The following is a 17108-nucleotide window of genomic DNA, read 5'->3' on the forward strand; positions in this document are numbered from 1 at the left end:
GGGAGTTGGGATTATGATGGCGCAATGCGCTATATTTCTACCCGGGGGCAAGCCCCCGTCCGCGATTTTTCGTCCGTTCTGCTGGCGGGGCTGGCAGAGGACGGTGGCCTGTACCTGCCGGAAAGCTGGCCCGAGCTTTCGGTAGATGACTGGCGCGCCCTGCGTGGCCTGCCCTACCCGGAGCTTGCGGCCCGGATCATAGCCCCCTTCGCCGAAGGCTCGATTACGCACGATGTGCTGCTCGGGCTGTGCCGCGAGGCCTATGCCCGATTCGATCACCCCGCCATCGTGCCGCTGACACAGGTGGAAGACGGGCTGTTCGTGCAGGAACTGTTCCACGGCCCGACGCTGGCCTTCAAGGACATGGCCATGCAACTGCTTGGCCGCCTGTTCGACCACGTGCTGACCGAGCGCGACCAGAAGGTGACCATTGTGGGTGCGACCTCGGGTGATACCGGCTCGGCCGCCATCGAAGCGTGCCGGGGCCGCGAGCGCCTGCGCGTGGTGATCCTGCACCCCGAGGGCCGCACATCGGAAGTGCAGCGCCGGCAGATGACCACCGTGCTGGAACCCAACGTGACCAACCTTGCGGTAAAAGGCACGTTTGATGACTGCCAGGATCTGGTCAAGGCGATGTTCGCCGACCTGCCCTTCCGCACGGACATGAACCTCTCCGCCGTCAACTCCATCAACTGGGCGCGCATTGCAGCCCAGGTGCCCTATTACGTCTATTCCGCCCTGGCCCTTGGCGCGCCCGATCGTGAAGTGTCGTTTGCCGTGCCGACCGGCAATTTCGGCAACGTGCTGGCCGCGTGGGTGGCCCGCCGCATGGGCCTGCCCATCCGCGCGCTGTGCGTGGGCTCCAACCGCAACGATATTCTCAGCCGCTTCCTCAACGAGAACGACATGAGCATCCACGGCGTGGTGCCCAGCCTGTCGCCCTCGATGGATATTCAGGTCTCGTCGAACTTCGAGCGCCTGCTGTTCGAACTGCTTGACCGCGATGCCGAAGCCTGCGCGCGCATCATGACCGATTTCCGCAAGACCGGCGTGATGAGGGTCGCAACCCCCGTATGGGACCGCGCCAATGCGCTGTTCCACGGCATGGCGCTCGATGATGACGCAACAGCGGCCGAAATCCGCACGCTCAACACGCGCAGCCACTACCTGGCCGATCCGCACACCGCCATTGGCATTGCCGCTGGCCGCGCCTTCCGCGAGCCGGGCATTCCCATGGTGGCCATGTCAACCGCGCACCCGGCCAAGTTCCCCGATGCAATGGCGAAGGCCACCGGCATCCGCCCGCCCCTGCCGGACCCGCTGGCCGACCTGTATGACCGGCCCGAGCGCTACACCGTGGTGCCCGCCGATCTGGGCGTGATCGAGGACAAGGTGCGCGCGGCCGTCCTGACCAACGCGCCCTGAGCCTTTCCCCCATCCATCTTACGTAAACAAGGGGTGCTGGCGCCAAGGCGCCACGCCGCCCGCAGGACCAGCATGACCGACCTGATCAATGTGACCCGACTGGACTCCGGCCTGACCATCGTGACCGAACGGATGGACAGGGTGGAAACCATTTCGCTCGGGGCGTATGTCGCCGCGGGCACCTGTAACGAGAGTGCTGCGGAGAACGGGGTTTCCCATTTTCTCGAGCACATGGCCTTCAAGGGCACGGGCACCCGCACTGCCGTGGGCATTGCGGAGGAAATCGAGAACGTGGGCGGCCACATCAACGCCTATACCGCGCGCGAGCACACGGCCTATTACGTCAAGCTGCTCAAGGAAAACCTTGATCTGGGTGCCGACATCATCGGCGATATCCTGACCCATAGCAGCCTCGCGCCTGATGAACTCGAGCGCGAGCGCGGCGTGATCCTGCAGGAAATCGGCCAGGCCAATGACACGCCGGACGACATCGTGTTCGACCATTTTCAGGAAACCGCCTTCCCCGACCAGCCGATGGGCCGCCCCACGCTGGGCAAGGAAGCGGGCATCCAGTCCATGGCGCGCGAAACGCTGGTCAACTACATGGGCACGCATTACCGCGCGGGCAACACCATTGTCGCGGCGGCGGGCAACCTCGAGCATGGCCGCGTGGTGGATCTGGTGCAAAAGCACTTTGCCGACCTGCCCACCGGCGCCGTGCCGCCGCAGCCGGGCGTGAACTATGTGGGGGGCGCGTTCGTGCAGGAGCGTGAACTCGACCAGGCGCATATCGTGCTGGGCTTTCCCTCCATGCCGTATGGCGACCCGGATTATTACCCGGCCCTGCTGCTCTCCACGCTGCTCGGCGGTGGCATGTCCTCGCGCCTGTTCCAGGAAATCCGTGAAAAGCGCGGGCTGGTCTATTCGGTCTATTCCTTCAATGCGCCGTTCCGCCAGGGTGGCCTGTTTGGCATCTATGCCGGCACGGGCGAGGCGCAGGTGGCCGACCTCGTGCCGGTCACGCTGGAGGAGCTGCGCAAGGTGCGCCACACCGTCAACGCCAGCGAACTGGCGCGGGCACGGGCGCAGCTCAAATCCTCGCTGCTCATGTCGCTCGAAAGCACCGGCAGCCGCTGCGAGCAGCTGGCCCGGCAGTTGCAGGTGTTTGGCCGCCTGATCCCGACCACCGAGACGGTGGGCAAGATCGACGCCGTCACCATTGAAGACGTGCAGCGTGTCGCCACCCGCATCTTCAGCGGCAGGCCCACCCTGGCCTCGCTCGGGCCGGTCAGCCACCTGCCCTCGCTCGACAGCATTACGGGAGCGCTCGCGGCATGAGTGCCAATTCCCTTGACCTGATCGCAGCCCTCATTGCCCGCGCCCGCGCCGCGGGGGCCGATGCGGCGGATGCCATATACGTCAACCGCGTGGCCCATGGCGTGCAGGTGCGCAATGGCTGCACGGAAGACCTCGAACGCTCCGAGACATGCGACCTGGGCCTACGGGTATTCGTGGGCCAGCGCGCGGCCATCGTCTCGGCCACGGCACTTGATCCCGAGCGCTTCGATACGCTGGCCGCCCGTGCGGTGGCCATGGCCCGCGTGGTGCCCGAGGACCGTTTTGCCGGGCTGTGCGAACAGGCCCGGCACGGCTTTGTCGATGCCACCGGTCTTGACCTGTTCGACCCCGCCACCCCCACCACCACCGACCTCATGGCCCGCGCCCGCACGGCCGAGGAAGCAGCCCTTGCGGTGGCTGGCGTGTCGAACAGCAACGGGGCCTCGGCCAGCTTTGGCCTGTCGGACATCATCCTCATGACATCGGCCGGTTTTTCGGGTCGCTATGCCCGCACCAGCCATTCGGTCTCGGCCAGCGTGGTGGCGGGGTCAGGCACGCAGATGCAGCGTGATTACGACTACCACGCCACCGTGCATCTGTCCGACCTTGAGGATGCGGCCCTGATCGGCCGCCGCGCGGGCGAGCGCACGGTTGCCCGCCTCAACCCGGTGCGCCCACGCACGGGGCGGCTGCCCATCGTGCTTGACCCGCGCGTTTCCACCTCGCTGCTCGGGCACCTGTCAGGCGCGATCAATGGCATTTCGATCGCGCGCGGCACCTCCTTCCTCAAGGAGAAGATGGGCCAGCAGATCATGCCAGCAGGCATCACCATCATCGACGACCCGCGGCGGGTGCGTGGCCCCGGCGCGCGCCCGTTTGATGGCGAAGGCATGCTGACCGCCACCCGCACGCTGGTGGAAAATGGCGTGCTGAAAACCTGGGCGCTTGATTCGCGCTCCGCCCGCCAGCTTGGCCTTACCCCCAATGGCTGCGCCAGCCGGGGCACGTCCGGGCCGCCCGCGCCCTCGCTGGGCAACATGCACATGCAGCCCGGCACGCTCACGCCCACCGAGCTGATGGCCGATATTGCCGAGGGCATCTACATTACCGAGATGATGGGCTCGGCCATCAACGGCATTACCGGCGACTACAGCCGTGGTGCGGCAGGCTTCATGATCCGGGGTGGCGTGCTGGCCGAGCCGGTGGCCGAACTGACCGTGGCGGGCAACCTCAACGACATGTTCGCCCGCCTTGTACCCGCGAATGACCTGACCTTCCGCCAGTCCACCAACGCGCCCACCATCCGCATTGATGACATGGTGATCGCCGGGGCGTAATCGTTGCCTTTCCGTGATTTCATGTTTCTGTAAGCCCGTTGCCCCTGTTATGGGGGCGCGGGCTTACTTATATCTGGTTAAAGGCGGCCCGATCTCATGCAGGCTGCATGGATAATGATGGTTCCGATACAGGATTGCAGATACCCTGACCCAGATGAAACAGAATTCCTCGCGCCTGATGCCGCGTAAAAGCATCATCCTCGCCGCTGGCGCGGCCCTGAGCATGCTCTCCCTCGTGGCGCATCCTGACGTGGCCGATGCCCGTGCGGGCGGTGGCATGTCGATGGGGAGCCGTGGCTCGCGTACCTACAGCGCCCCTGCCCCCTCACAGACCGCCCCGTTTGGCGCAACGCCTTTCCAGCGCACCATGACACCACGCCAGCAGGCCCCCGCCTATGGCGCGCGGGCACCGTTTGGCGCCGGTGCGGGCATGGCCATGGCGCGGCCCCGCCACCCGTTCATGAGCGGGTTCATGGGCGGCCTGATCGGTGCCGGGCTGTTTGGCATGGTGTTTGGCCATGGCATGTTCAGTTCGGGCATGGGCGGCGGCGGCTTCCTTGGGCTGCTGATCCAGCTGGCGCTGATCTTCTTCCTGGTGCGGTGGGCCATCCGCCGTTTTAGCAACAGGGCTGGTGGCAATGCTGGCGGGTCCGTCGCAAGCCCCTTTGGCGCAACCGGGCCCGCCGCCTCGCAACAGGGCGGCCCGCAGAATGTGGGCGTAGCCATTACGGCAGCCGACTACCAGGCCTTCCAGCAGGCGCTGATCAATATCCAGACCGCCTGGAGCCAGCAGAACGTGGACGCAATGCGCCACATGGCCACGCCGGAGATGGTGTCCTACTTCAACAACCAGTTGACCGATCTTGCCAGCCGCGGGGCACGCAACGTGGTGTCCGATGTGCGCTTCGAACGGGGTGACCTGGTGGAAAGCTGGCGTGAAAACGGGGCCGACTACGCCACCGTGGCCATGCAGTATTCCATGATCGACATCACCACCGACATGACTGGCCGCGTAATCGAGGGCGACCCCTCAAACCGCACCACCGTGACGGAACTGTGGACCTTCGTGCGCTCGGCCGGACTGGGCACATGGCTGCTCTCGGCTATTCAGCAAACGCCGCGCCGCTGATCCCGGCCCTACTGAAAAAGGCCTGCATCATATGATGCAGGCCTTTTTTTATGTGCGGCGCATGGGTGCTTTTTTCAAAGCTTTCCGAAAAAAGCTTCACCAAAAACTTTTACCCTGTTCCCTTTATAGGGGGGACAGGCTCAGCGCATAAAGGATTACCGCCAGCGCCGAGAGCGTAATGGCCACCGCCTTGATGCGTCCCTTGTGCCGGCGCAGCGCCTCCTGCGCTTCCTCCTGCGGGGTCGCCTGTGCTGTTACTGCTGGCTCCATGAACCTGATCCTCCCGTATGGATGAAAACGGCCCGCTCAGTGGGCAATGAAAGCGTGGTCAGCCAGCAGGCCAAGGAACAGGAAAAACAGATAGGCCAGCGAATAGCGGAAAGAGCGGCGGGCCGGGCCATCACCCGTCAGGCTCACCCCATTGGCATCCTGCCTGTCACGCAGCACCCCGATGGCGCACAGGATGAACCCCGCGCCAAGCACGCTGGCCACGACCGTGTACAGCCAGCCCGCAAGGTGCATGAAAGACGGCACCAGCGAGATGGCCGTGAGAATGATGGTGTACCACAGGATCTGCCAGCGCGTATGTCGCGCGCCCCTGACCACCGGGAGCATGGGAATACCCGCCCGCCCGTAATCCTTGCACGCGTAAAGCGATAGCGACCAGAAATGCGGCGGGGTCCACAGGAAGATGATGCCGAACATGACCACCGGCATGATGGCCATCGACCCCGTGGCCGCCGCCCAGCCGATCATGGGCGGAAAGGCGCCCGCAGCCCCCCCGATCACGATGTTCTGCGGCGTCGAGCGCTTGAGCCACATCGTGTAGATCACGGCATAGAAGAAAATGGAAAACGCAAGAATGCCCGCCGCCAGCGCATTGGTGGCCAGCCATAACAGGATGACCGAAGCCACCGAAAGGCCAATGCCGTAGCCAAGTGCTGCATCCGGCGCGATCCGCCCATCGGGGATGGGGCGGGTTACGGTGCGCTTCATCACCGCATCAATGTCGCGGTCGTACCACATGTTGATGGCGCCCGCCGCCCCCGAGGCCATGCACACGCACAGGATGCTGACGGCAGCGACCAGCGGATTGATCGGCCCCGGCGCCATGGCCAGGCCGGCAGCACCAGTAAACACCACCAGCGAGATGACGCGCGGCTTGAGCAGCAGCAGCCAGTCACGCGCCAGCGTGCCAACGCGGCTGGAATCATAGGCAAGGGCGGCCTCGCTGGCCGGGTTGGTTACGGTGCCGCTCATGGTCATGCCTTCTCGCGTGCGGGGGAAGAGACCTGCCATTCAGCCGTGCGGGCACCCGGCCCCCAGTAATTATCCGGCAGAGAAGCACCCGGGCGCAGGCCTGCCTGCACCACAATGCCTGCAAACACCAGCACCGACAGGCCCATCAGCACCGCACCCAGCACGCCCAGCGCCCCATGGAACGCCAGCAGTGACAGCACGGTTCCGCCCACCGTCAGCCCGAAATGCAGGCGGCTTGCGCCCACCGGGGCCACATGGCCCACCATCTTGCCAATCCAGTAATAAAAGCCTGCAAACAGCGCGAAAACGGCAGCATACAGCGTTGCGGCATGCACATCGGCCATGCCGCCGGGCCGCAGTGACATGACGGAACCGGACAGCAGCAGGGCAACAAAGCCCACCGCCCATTCCATCGGCACGGAAGCGCGCATGTGGCCCAGCCGCACCGTCTGCGCCCATGCCACCAGCACGACCAGCACCGGCGCCACGATCAGCCCGAGCTGCACCGCAGCCGAGGGGGCGCCCAGATGCGCAAGCCCGCCATGCAGCAGGTCGTGCACCCATACGGAACTGCCGCCGACCGACATGACCACCAAAGCACCCAGCACAAGGCGCGACATCTGCAGCGGGCGATCACAGAAGGTCTCGATAACCTGCGATACGATGCCGATGGAAGGCAGCAGCAGCAGCGCGATCTCGGGGCCGGAGAAGGCATGCAGCAGCGCATCGATATGGGTGGAGACATCGCCGCCGCCCAGCCAGATGCGCGTCAGCCCGCCCGCCATGACCGGCATGACCATGACCGCCATCATGCCCGCAAGCCCCTGCGCCCACACGAACAGAGGCAGGTCACGCAGGCGCTGGCCCATCGGGCCCATGTTCAGCACGGTCGCCACCATGCAGATGCCCTGCATCAGCATGCCCAGGCACCAGCCCAGCAGCGCCAGCAGCGAAACCTGCGCGGGGAGCGCGGGCGAAAGCCCGGCCAGCACGGCCACGAAGCTGGCCGCAACCAGCGCCCACCCCGCCAGCGCCACGCGCGGCAGCGCGAGCGCGCGGGCACGCAGCAAAAGTGGCACGAACCAGTTGCCAAACCCGCCCGTAAGGGCTGGCAGCGCACAGAAGAAAACCATCATCATGCCATGGCGCCGCGCAATGCGCTCCATGGCACCGGGGGCGTCGCCCCCGGCCCAGGCCTCGATCAGGGCATGGGGCAGCAGGCCCGCCTGTAGCCCCACCGCCAGCAATCCGCCCACAAGGCCCGCCACGATGGCCATGACGAGGTACAGCATGCCGATGGTCCTGTAGCGACAGGCCCCCGCGTCCTGCACCGCATCCGCCCCGAACTGTGTGCCTGTGGGCATACGATGTACTCCCTGCTGCCATGCGCCGGTTATGGCATGGCCAATCGTTACCATGATTTCATCATATACCGCGACTTATACACAAAAACGACCCTGTGGGCCGCCCGTGTGGTCGCGCAATTGTCATTTCAGCCCTGCCGCTGGGGCAGGGCTGTGCCTGTGTGGCTCAGGCCACCATCGGGCTGGCGCAGCCATCGGCCTCACGCTCGAGCGTGACGAGGGTGAACAGCCCGGCAGGGGGAACCGACTGCAGGGTGGCGCGGCGCAGGTCGGCAGGGGGCAGCAGGGATTCAATGGCGAAATCAGGGTGCCAGCCCAGCGAGTGCGAGGCCCGCGCCATGCCGCGCTCGACTGCAAGCCGCACGCCGCCTTCAGCCAGGAAGTGGTTGACGAACAGGATATGCCCGCCCGGCTTGACCACGCGCTTGAGCTCGGCAAGCAGCGCGCGCGGGTGCGGCACCACCGAGGCCACGAACATGGCCACCGCGATATCGAACGCGCCATCCTCGAAGCCGGTGGCCTCGGCATCCATTTCCAGCAGGGCGTCGACATTGGACAGCTTCATGCGGGCCACGCGCTGGCGGGCGCGCTCGAGCATGTCACCTGACAGGTCAATGCCGGTAATATGCTTGTTGGCCCGGTAATATGGCAGGGCAAGGCCGGTGCCCACGCCCACTTCCAGCACTTTGGTGCCGGGCAGGGTGTTCACCGCCTCGACCGCGCGCTTGCGGCCAAAGGCGGAAATGCTGCCAAACAGCGCATCATACACGCCGGCCCAGCGGCGATAGGCCGCCTTGACCGCGTTTGCATCCATTGCGGAACGGGGAGACGGAATATCCACGACCTTCTCGGCGGCTTCAGTGGGCAGGACATCGCTCATCGGGCTGCTCCCATGTCGTGGCCATGGAAAAGGGCATGGCCAGCCCCCTTCCGTGCTGCATCTGCCATGATCAAATCCGTCCCATCGTGCTGCATTACAATTCCACCTGACCTGCCCACGCGCCACACGGCCCGCGCAACTGCCTGTAATCCCTATCCGGTGTCACGCCACAGGGCGCTACAGCCACGACCACCGTGCCTGTCATGAACACCGGTTCAATCTCTACGCGCTCACGCCGCCCGCGACCAGACGGGATGTGATCGCATCCCATATCAGGCCTGCGGTATTGATGCCGTCAAAACGGTCAATTTCCTGCAGGCCGGTCGGCGATGTGACATTGATCTCGGTCAACCATTCCCCGATCACGTCAATTCCGACAAAGATCAGCCCCTGCTCGCGCAGCATCGGGCCGATCGCGTTGCAGATCTCGCGGTCACGCGCGGTCAGCGCCGCCCTTACGGGTTTGCCGCCCACATGCATGTTCGAGCGCGTCTCGCCCTCGGCGGGGATGCGGTCGATCGCGCCCACGGGCTGGCCATCAACGAGGATGATGCGCTTGTCACCCTTGCGCACGGCGGGTTCATAGCGCTGGATCATCAGCGGCTCGCGCGAGCGGGCGAAGTGCATTTCCAGCAGGGCGTTGAGGTTGGGGTCATCCTCGCGGATGCGGAACACGCCAGCGCCGCCATTGCCAAACAGCGGCTTTACGATGATGTCGCGCCATTTCGCGCGGAATTCCAGAATCGCCTTCACATCCCATGTCACCAGCGTGGGGGGCATGAGGTCGGGGTAATGCGTGACCAGAATTTTCTCGGGCGCATTACGCACGGCTGCGGGGTTGTTCACCACCAGCGCACGGTCCGGGCCGACGCCGTGGATATGCTCAAGAATATGGGTGGCGGTGATGTAGGCCATGTCGAATGGCGGATCCTGACGCATCAGGATCACATCCATGCCCGCAAGGTCGATCACCTGCTCGGGGCCGAAGGTGGCGTGATCGCCCGCCCTGCGCTGCACTGTAACCGGGCGCGCGCGCGCGCTCACGCGGTCCGTGCGGTGGCCCTGCGGGCTGGTCCGCCCCTCGCTCAGGCTCAGTGCCTCGACCTGATAGACAAACAGCTCATAGCCCCTGGCCTGCGCCTCGAGCATCATGGCGAATGTCGAATCACCGTTGATGTCGATGGCGCCAAGCGGGTCCATCTGGACGGCAACCTTCAGGGGGCGTGACATAGGATCAGTTTCTCCGCGCGGAACAGGTCCGGTTCGAGCCGATGGTAACAAAAGGCAACCACTCGCAGCCAAATGTCATAATATGCCTTCCGCCCCACGGCCAGCCCCCCTTTCAGGGTAAAGGCGAATAAGCGATGGCGAGCACCTCGATCATTTCCTCCCCGCGCGGGGTGACCAGCTTCACCTCATCGCCCACGCCCGCGCGCATGAGCGCCCGGGCCACGGGCGAGACAAGGCTGACCTGACCGGCCGCCATGTCCGCCTCGTCCACGCCAAGGATGGTAACGGTCCGCTCCTCATCGCGTTCGCTCACGTAGGTTACGGTCGCGCCAAAAAAGACCCGGTCGCGCCGGGACTGGGCGGCGGGATCGACAATGATGGCGTTGTCGATGCGCTTGGTCAGGAAACGGATGCGGCGGTCGATCTCGCGCAGGCGGCGCTTGCCGTACTGGTAGTCGCCATTTTCCGAGCGGTCGCCATTGCCTGCCGCCCACGATACGATTTCAACGATCTTCGGCCGTTCATCGCGCAGCAGGGCATTGAGTTCGCGCCGCATGGCTTCGATGCCTGCGGGCGTGATGTAGCATGACAGGCCGCCAGTGGCCGGTTTGCCATCTTTCGTTGCCTCACGGGCCTTCAGCATCGTGCCACCGTCATGCGGATGTGCCCTTCCATCTTCTGGCCCGGGGCGAGCACGCGCACGCCGCTATCGGCAATGGCCATGCGGTTGAAGCCATCATTCATGTTGCTGACCGGCTCCAGCCCGATATAGGGCTGGCCGGGCGGCGTAAACAGCACGAGATGGCGCAGTTCGGGGCTGCCCTCAAGCGTGAGGGCATAACCCTCGCGCGGCCAGCGCAGGAAGGCGCTGCCCGACCAGCCCGCGTAGCAGTTGTCAATGGCCGTCTCCCCCACGTCGCGCATATGGGCAAATGACCACTGCCCCTCCGCCGGGATGCGCAGGAGCGGCAGGTGATCGGGCGCGCTGGTCCACACGCTGCTGGCCGCAAACCCCACCCTGAGCCCGGCATGGCGGGGAAAATACGGATGGAACCCCATGCCCACGGGCTGGCTGCGGGTATCGGTGTTCTCGATCAGGATGCCAATCGAAAGCCCGGCCTCGCGCAGGTCATAACGCAGCTGGGCGCGGTAGCTGAACGGCCATTCCCCTCCGCGCGGGCCAAGGGGGGCGTAGTCGAGCGAGAGTGTGGCGCTACTGTCCGACAGCATGGCGATTCGCCACCGGTGCTGCCAGCCATTGCCATGAATGGCGCAGTTCTCGCCGCCAAAATTGGGGGTGAGGTGATAATCCACCCCCTCAAAACGGAACTGGTCGCCCGCCACCCGGTTGGAAAACGGCACGAGCGGATACCCCGCCACCGCGCGGCCATGCTGCGCCACAAGGTGGGGGTCGGCCACCGGGCGCAGGAAATCCATCGTGCCGCTACGCCAGAAGGCGATGCTGCCGCCCATGTCGGGCAGCAAGCCAAGGCGGGCGGCGCCGGCCTGGAGTTCCAGGGTTGCGGACATCTCGCGTTCATGCTGCCCCGCGCATGGGGGCATGGCCCTATCGCCCACGGCGCTTTCCCCTTCCCTTCGCCTGATCGGGGTCATACCCTCCGCCGCCCGGCCCGAGCGGCACGGGGCCACGGTTGCGCCGGGCAATGGCCTTGGGGCTGGTGCCCGGCATGCCTGCGCTCGACTGCGGCAGCGGTGGTGGCTCCATACCGAGTTCGAGCGCCTCAAGCCTGCGGATTTCATCACGCAGGCGGGCGGCGGTCTCGAATTCCAGCTCGGCCGAGGCGTCGCGCATCTTCTTTTCCAGGTCAGCAATGGCGGCCTTGTAGTCCTTGCCCACCATTTCCTGCACGCTGCCATCCGCCGTGGGGGCCACCGTGACATAATCCTGCTCGAACACCGAGGAGATGGCCTCGCCGATATGCTTGCGCACCGATTGCGGGGTGATGCCGTGCTCCTCGTTCCACAGGCTCTGCTTTTCGCGCCGCCGCGCGGTCTCCTCGATGGCGTAGGCCAGGCTGTCGGTCATCTTGTCGGCATAGAGCAGCACGCGGCCATCGACGTTGCGCGCGGCGCGGCCAATGGTCTGGATGAGCGAGGTGCGCGAGCGCAGGAAGCCTTCCTTGTCGGCATCGAGGATGGCGACGAGCGAGCACTCGGGAATGTCCAGCCCCTCACGCAGCAGGTTGATGCCGATCAGCACGTCAAACGCGCCCAGCCGCAGGTCGCGGATGATCTCGATGCGCTCGAGCGTATCCACATCCGAATGCAGGTAGCGCACGCGGATGCCCGCCTCGTTCATGTATTCGGTCAGGTCCTCGGCCATGCGCTTGGTCAGGGTGGTGACCAGCACGCGCCCGCCATTGGCAATGGTCTCGCGGCATTCGGCCAGCAGGTCATCCACCTGGTGCTCGACCGGGCGGACGATGGTGATGGGGTCGATCAGCCCGGTGGGGCGGATGACCTGCTCGGCAAACACGCCCTCGGTGCGGCGCATCTCCCACGGGCCGGGAGTGGCGCTGACAAACAGGCTCTGCGGGCGGAATTTGTCCCATTCCGCAAAGGTGAGCGGGCGGTTGTCGAGGCAGGAGGGCAGGCGGAAGCCGAATTCGGCCAGCACGGACTTGCGTGCATGGTCACCGCGCTCCATGCCGCCAATCTGCGGCACGGTCACGTGGCTTTCATCCACGATCAGCAGCGCATCCTCGGGCAGGTATTCGAACAGGGTGGGCGGCGGCTCGCCCGGCGCGCGGCCCGACAGGTAGCGTGAATAGTTCTCGATGCCCTTGCACACGCCGGTGGTCTCGATCATCTCGAGGTCGAACGTGGTGCGCTGCTGCAGGCGCTCGGCCTCGAGCAGCTTGCCCTCCGCCGTGAAGGTGGCCAGCGTGTCGCGCAGTTCCTGTTTGATGCCGGTCATGGCCTGCGCAAGCGTGGGGCGCGGGGTGACGTAATGGCTATTGGCGTAGATGCTGATGGCTTCGAGGTCGCTGGTCTTTTCGCCGGTCAGCGGGTCGAATTCGCTGATCTCGTCAATCTCGTCGCCAAACAGGCTGATGCGCCAGGCGCGGTCCTCGTTCTGCACGGGAAAGACATCGATCGTCTCGCCGCGCACGCGAAAGGTGCCGCGCTGGAAGGCGGCATCATTGCGGCGGTACTGCAGTTCAACGAGTGCCTTGATCAGCTTGTCACGCGCGATCTCGCCGCCAACCTCGAGCTTGACCACCATGCGCGAATAGGTCTCGACCGAGCCGATACCGTAGATGCACGACACCGAGGCCACGATGATGACATCGTTGCGCTCGAGCAGCGCCTGCGTCGCGGCATGGCGCATGCGGTCGATCTGTTCGTTGATCTGGCTATCTTTTTCGATATACGTGTCCGACCGGGGCACATAGGCCTCGGGCTGGTAGTAATCGTAGTAACTGACAAAATACTCGACCGCATTATCCGGGAAGAACTGCTTCATCTCGGCATAAAGCTGGGCGGCGAGCGTCTTGTTGGGGGCCAGCACGAGGGTGGGCTTCTGTGTAGCCTCGATGATCTTGGCCATGGTGAAGGTCTTGCCCGACCCCGTCACGCCAAGCAGCACCTGATCGCGCTCGCCCGCCTCCACGCCTGCCACCAGATCGGCAATGGCCGTGGGCTGATCGCCCGCGGGCTCATAGGGCGAATGAACCCTGAATTTGTTGACCTTGGGCTTGGCCGCCTGCCGCTCGGGCTGGAAGGTGACCGGCATGTCGGCGGGATCGATGTCGGTCGTTTTCTTCTTTTTGCGTGATGCTGTTGCCATGGCTACACCAAGTGGGGCGTCACCGGCCCTGCCGCAAGGGCCATGGCCGGTTGCGTCCCACCGCCCTCTTTAATGCTGCGAGCCAAGCGGCGGCGGCACGCGGGCCGCGCGCAGGGCCTCGGCCTGGCGGGTGGCGAGGGCTGCCTCGCTAAAGTCGCCCGCAAGTTCCTGAAACAGCGCATGCCAGTTCACCTTGGCCTTGAGCCGCAGGAACACGCTGCCCAGCCCCACGGCGGAGCGGTCAACCAGCACGAATTCACGTGGCGGCTGCACGCCGCCGGTGCGCTTGAGCCCGTTATAGACCTTCTCAGCCACGGCGCGGCCATATTGCGGGTCGTTATCTTCCTGAATGAAGCGCTCACGGTCATCGAGCAGCGGGCCGTAGATGAAGCGCGCCCACTCGTTGAGCACCCGCACCGTATCGCGCGACAGGTTGACAAAGCCCCATGCCGCATAGGCCTGCATGGCCAGATCCTCGTCATCCGTCTCGATCGCCTTGTGCAGGTCGATGATGCCCTGAACGAAACGCGGGCGGAAAATGCGGATGGCGCCAAAATCGAGCAGGTTGATGCCGTAATCATCGCGTATGGTGAAGTTGCCCATATGCGGGTCGCCATGGATCACGCCGTAGCGGTACAGCGGTGCATACCACGCGCGGAACAGGGCGCGCGCCATGCTGTTGCGCTGCTCCTGCGTGGGGTTGGCGTCGAGCACCTTCTGCAGGCCCTGGCCATTGACCCATTCCATGGTCAGCAGGCGGCCCGTGCACAGGCTGTCGATGGGTTCGGGAATGGTCACGTCGGGCCAGTCCGCCATCATGATGCGATACAGCCGCATGTTCGCGGCCTCGCGCTGGTAGTCGAGTTCCTCGTACAGGCGGTCCTGCAGTTCCTCGAGCACGTCATCCTGGCAGATGGTGCTGTCGAGGCGATAGAACAGGCCCACGGCCATGCGGAACTGGCGCAGGTCGGACTCGACGGTCGATTTCATGTCCGGGTACTGCAGCTTGCACGCCACCTGCCGCCCGTCGGGCAGCACCGCGCGGTGCACCTGCCCAAGGCTTGCCGCGGCCGAGGCCGTGCGGTCGAACGAGCGGAAGTTGCGCTCCCAGTTCGGGCCGAGTTCGGCGGCCATGCGGCGGCGCACGAAGGTCCAGCCCATGGGCGGCGCATTGGCCTGAAGCTGGGCCAGTTCCTTGGCATATTCCTCCGGCAGGGCGCCGGGAATGGTGGAGAGCAGCTGCGCGCCCTTCATCAACGGCCCCTTGAGGCCACCGAGCACGCTTTTCAGGTCCTCGGCATGGACGCCCTGATTGGAGCGGAAGCCCATCTTGTGCCCGGCAATACGCGCGGCAATGCCGCCCACCGTGCCCGAGGTGCGCACCATGCGGCGGAATTCACCAAACAGGCCGGTATTATCGAGATTCCGTTCATCCGCCACGTCAGACACGCTCCAGTTCATCTATAAATCCGGCGATCACATCCAGCCCCTTCTGCCAGAACCCCGGATCGGCCGCATCCAGCCCGAAGGGGGCCAGAAGCTCGCGGTGCCGCAGGGTTCCACCAGCCTTGAGCATGTCGAGATACTTGTCCTGAAAACCAGGATGCCCGGACCGGAACACCCCGTATAGCGCGTTTACCAGGCAATCGCCAAAGGCATAGGCGTACACATAGAATGGTGAATGGATGAAATGCGGAACATATGTCCAGTACACATCATAATCTGGCGTGAAGTTGAAGGCGGGGCCAAGGCTCTCGGCCTGGGTCTGGCGCCAGATCTCACCAATGCGCGCGGGCAGGAGTTCACCCCTGCGGCGTTCCTCGTGCACCAGTGTCTCGAAGCGGTAGAACGCGATCTGGCGCACCACGGTGTTGAGCATGTCCTCCACCTTGGCGGCGAGCATCAGCCTGCGCCGGGCGGGGTCGGTCTGGGCATCGAGCAGGGCGCGGAAGGTCAGCATCTCGCCAAACACGCTGGCTGTCTCGGCCAGGGTGAGCGGCGTGCTGGACATGAGGTAGCCCTGCCTGCCCGCCAGCACCTGATGCACGCCGTGGCCGAGTTCATGCGCCAGCGTCATCACATCACGCGTGCGGCCACGATAGTTGAGCAGCAGGTAAGGATGGGCCGAGGGCACGGTGGGATGGGCAAACGCGCCTGAGGCCTTGCCCGGCACGGGCGGCGCATCGATCCAGGCGTGATCGAAGAACTTTTTGGCCACTTCCCCCATGCGCGGGTCAAAGCCTTCATAGGCGCCGAGCACCTGCTTTGTTGCGTCCGCCCACGGAATCAGCGGTTCATCCTGCGTGGTCAGGGGCGCGTTGCGGTCCCAGTATTCCAGCTTTTCAAGGCCGAGCCATTTTGCCTTGAGCGCATAGTAGCGGTGCGACAGGCGGGGATAGGCCTCGGTCACGGCCTGCACCAGCGCATCCACCACCTCATCTTCCACCATGTTGGCACAGTTGCGCGCCGAGGTGGGGCGCGGGTAGTGGCGCAGCCCGTCCATGATGGCCTTGTCCTTGGCCAGCGTGTTGGTAATGAGCGAGAACAGCTTCACGTTGCGGCTCAGTTCATCACCAATGGCGCTGGCTGCCGCAGCCCGCTGCCTGCGGTCGGGGCTGGACATGGTGTCGAGCGCATTGCCCAGCGTAACCTGCTCGCCGCCAAGGCGCACGCGCAGGCCGGCCATCGTCTCATCAAACAGGCGGTTCCATGCCGCCGCCCCCGTGACCGATTTCTCGTGCAGGACCGCCTCGACCTCATCGGAAAGCTGATAGGGGCGAAACACCCGCAGGTCGCGCAGGAAAGGTGCCCAGTGCGCCAGCGCCGCATCACTCATCTGGGCGGCCAGCGCCGCATCATCAATGCGGTTGATCTCGAGCGTGAAGAACAGCAGGTGGGTGGAAATTGTGGTCAGCCGCTCATTGATCGACTGCGCGAACCGCGCCACGCCGGAATCCGACGTATTGGCCGCGAACAGAAGCTGGGCATATGAGCCTGCACGGCCCAGCACCTCGTCAATGCGCTGGTATTCGGCAATGGCCTGCGCGAGTTCCGCCCCCGGCAGGCTGGCCAGCCTGCCCTGCCATGCGTTGCTGAAGGCCTGTGCATCGGCCTCGGCCTGATCGAGGTCGGTGGCAAGTGCCGGGGCATCCGGCCCGGCATACAGGTCCGACAGATCCCATCGCGGCAGACCGGCAAGGCCGGGCGTGGTTGCGGGGGCCTGGGCATCAGCGCTGCGCGGGGCAGAGGGGGAGGCGGAAAAATTCGCTTTGAACATAGATCGGGCACCAACCATCAGATCGGGCGAAGCCTGCGCACCAGCGCCGGCCCCGCG

General features: G+C 64.9%; 14 protein-coding genes. 4 read left to right on the forward strand and 10 right to left on the reverse strand.

Features of this window, described 5'->3' with window-relative positions; all coding sequences use genetic code 11:
- Nucleotides 1-24: 24 nt before the first annotated feature.
- From thrC to R5N89_RS10470, 4 genes are all read left to right on the forward strand, one after another.
- A complete protein-coding gene (thrC, locus tag R5N89_RS10455; protein ID WP_110566602.1) occupies nucleotides 25-1425 on the forward strand; it encodes a threonine synthase in 1401 nt (466 codons plus the stop codon).
- Between the two features lie 72 nt (nucleotides 1426-1497).
- Entirely contained in the window at nucleotides 1498-2763 is a 1266-nt protein-coding gene (locus R5N89_RS10460) for a pitrilysin family protein (RefSeq protein ID WP_110566605.1), read from the forward strand.
- Nucleotides 2760-4100 carry a TldD/PmbA family protein gene (locus R5N89_RS10465; RefSeq protein ID WP_110566607.1) on the forward strand — a complete coding sequence of 447 codons (1341 nt, stop codon included), beginning with the start codon at nucleotides 2760-2762 and terminating at the stop codon, nucleotides 4098-4100. The genes R5N89_RS10460 and R5N89_RS10465 overlap by 4 nt, the downstream gene beginning before the upstream one ends.
- A 154-nt stretch (nucleotides 4101-4254) precedes the next feature.
- The gene (locus R5N89_RS10470; protein ID WP_110566609.1) at nucleotides 4255-5229 is read left to right on the forward strand and encodes a TIM44-like domain-containing protein; all 975 of its coding nucleotides are present in this window, start codon (nucleotides 4255-4257) and stop codon (nucleotides 5227-5229) included.
- A gap of 123 nt (nucleotides 5230-5352) precedes the next feature.
- Here the strand turns inward: R5N89_RS10470 and R5N89_RS10475 are convergent, their stop codons facing one another.
- The 10 genes from R5N89_RS10475 to R5N89_RS10520 form a co-directional block, all read right to left on the reverse strand.
- Entirely contained in the window at nucleotides 5353-5499 is a 147-nt protein-coding gene (locus tag R5N89_RS10475; protein WP_167400804.1) for a hypothetical protein, read from the reverse strand.
- A gap of 36 nt (nucleotides 5500-5535) precedes the next feature.
- Complete coding sequence (locus tag R5N89_RS10480) at nucleotides 5536-6489, reverse strand: heme o synthase (protein WP_110566611.1); 954 nt, start codon at nucleotides 6487-6489, stop codon at nucleotides 5536-5538.
- 2 nt (nucleotides 6490-6491) lie between these two features.
- Nucleotides 6492-7853 carry a cbb3-type cytochrome c oxidase subunit I gene (locus R5N89_RS10485; RefSeq protein WP_208624601.1) on the reverse strand — a complete coding sequence of 454 codons (1362 nt, stop codon included), beginning with the start codon at nucleotides 7851-7853 and terminating at the stop codon, nucleotides 6492-6494.
- Between the two features lie 166 nt (nucleotides 7854-8019).
- Entirely contained in the window at nucleotides 8020-8733 is a 714-nt protein-coding gene (locus tag R5N89_RS10490) for a class I SAM-dependent methyltransferase (protein ID WP_110566613.1), read from the reverse strand.
- Nucleotides 8734-8955: 222 nt separating this feature from the next.
- Nucleotides 8956-9963 carry a glutathione synthase gene (gene gshB, locus R5N89_RS10495; protein WP_110566615.1) on the reverse strand — a complete coding sequence of 336 codons (1008 nt, stop codon included), beginning with the start codon at nucleotides 9961-9963 and terminating at the stop codon, nucleotides 8956-8958.
- A gap of 112 nt (nucleotides 9964-10075) precedes the next feature.
- Nucleotides 10076-10606 (reverse strand): transcription elongation factor GreB, encoded by a 531-nt coding sequence (greB, locus tag R5N89_RS10500; RefSeq protein WP_110566617.1) that lies wholly within the window; start codon nucleotides 10604-10606, stop codon nucleotides 10076-10078.
- Nucleotides 10600-11493 (reverse strand): aldose 1-epimerase, encoded by an 894-nt coding sequence (locus R5N89_RS10505; RefSeq protein ID WP_110566619.1) that lies wholly within the window; start codon nucleotides 11491-11493, stop codon nucleotides 10600-10602. Before R5N89_RS10505 ends, greB begins: the two co-directional genes overlap by 7 nt.
- A gap of 37 nt (nucleotides 11494-11530) precedes the next feature.
- Entirely contained in the window at nucleotides 11531-13774 is a 2244-nt protein-coding gene (uvrB, locus tag R5N89_RS10510) for an excinuclease ABC subunit UvrB (RefSeq protein ID WP_110566621.1), read from the reverse strand.
- A gap of 69 nt (nucleotides 13775-13843) precedes the next feature.
- Nucleotides 13844-15235, reverse strand: coding sequence for an AarF/ABC1/UbiB kinase family protein (locus R5N89_RS10515; protein ID WP_110566623.1), 1392 nt, complete (start codon nucleotides 15233-15235; stop codon nucleotides 13844-13846).
- A complete protein-coding gene (locus R5N89_RS10520; protein WP_110566625.1) occupies nucleotides 15216-17051 on the reverse strand; it encodes a M3 family oligoendopeptidase in 1836 nt (611 codons plus the stop codon). Before R5N89_RS10520 ends, R5N89_RS10515 begins: the two co-directional genes overlap by 20 nt.
- Nucleotides 17052-17108 lie beyond the last annotated feature (57 nt).

Source organism: Komagataeibacter sucrofermentans DSM 15973, from assembly GCF_040581405.1.
GTDB lineage: Bacteria > Pseudomonadota > Alphaproteobacteria > Acetobacterales > Acetobacteraceae > Komagataeibacter > Komagataeibacter sucrofermentans.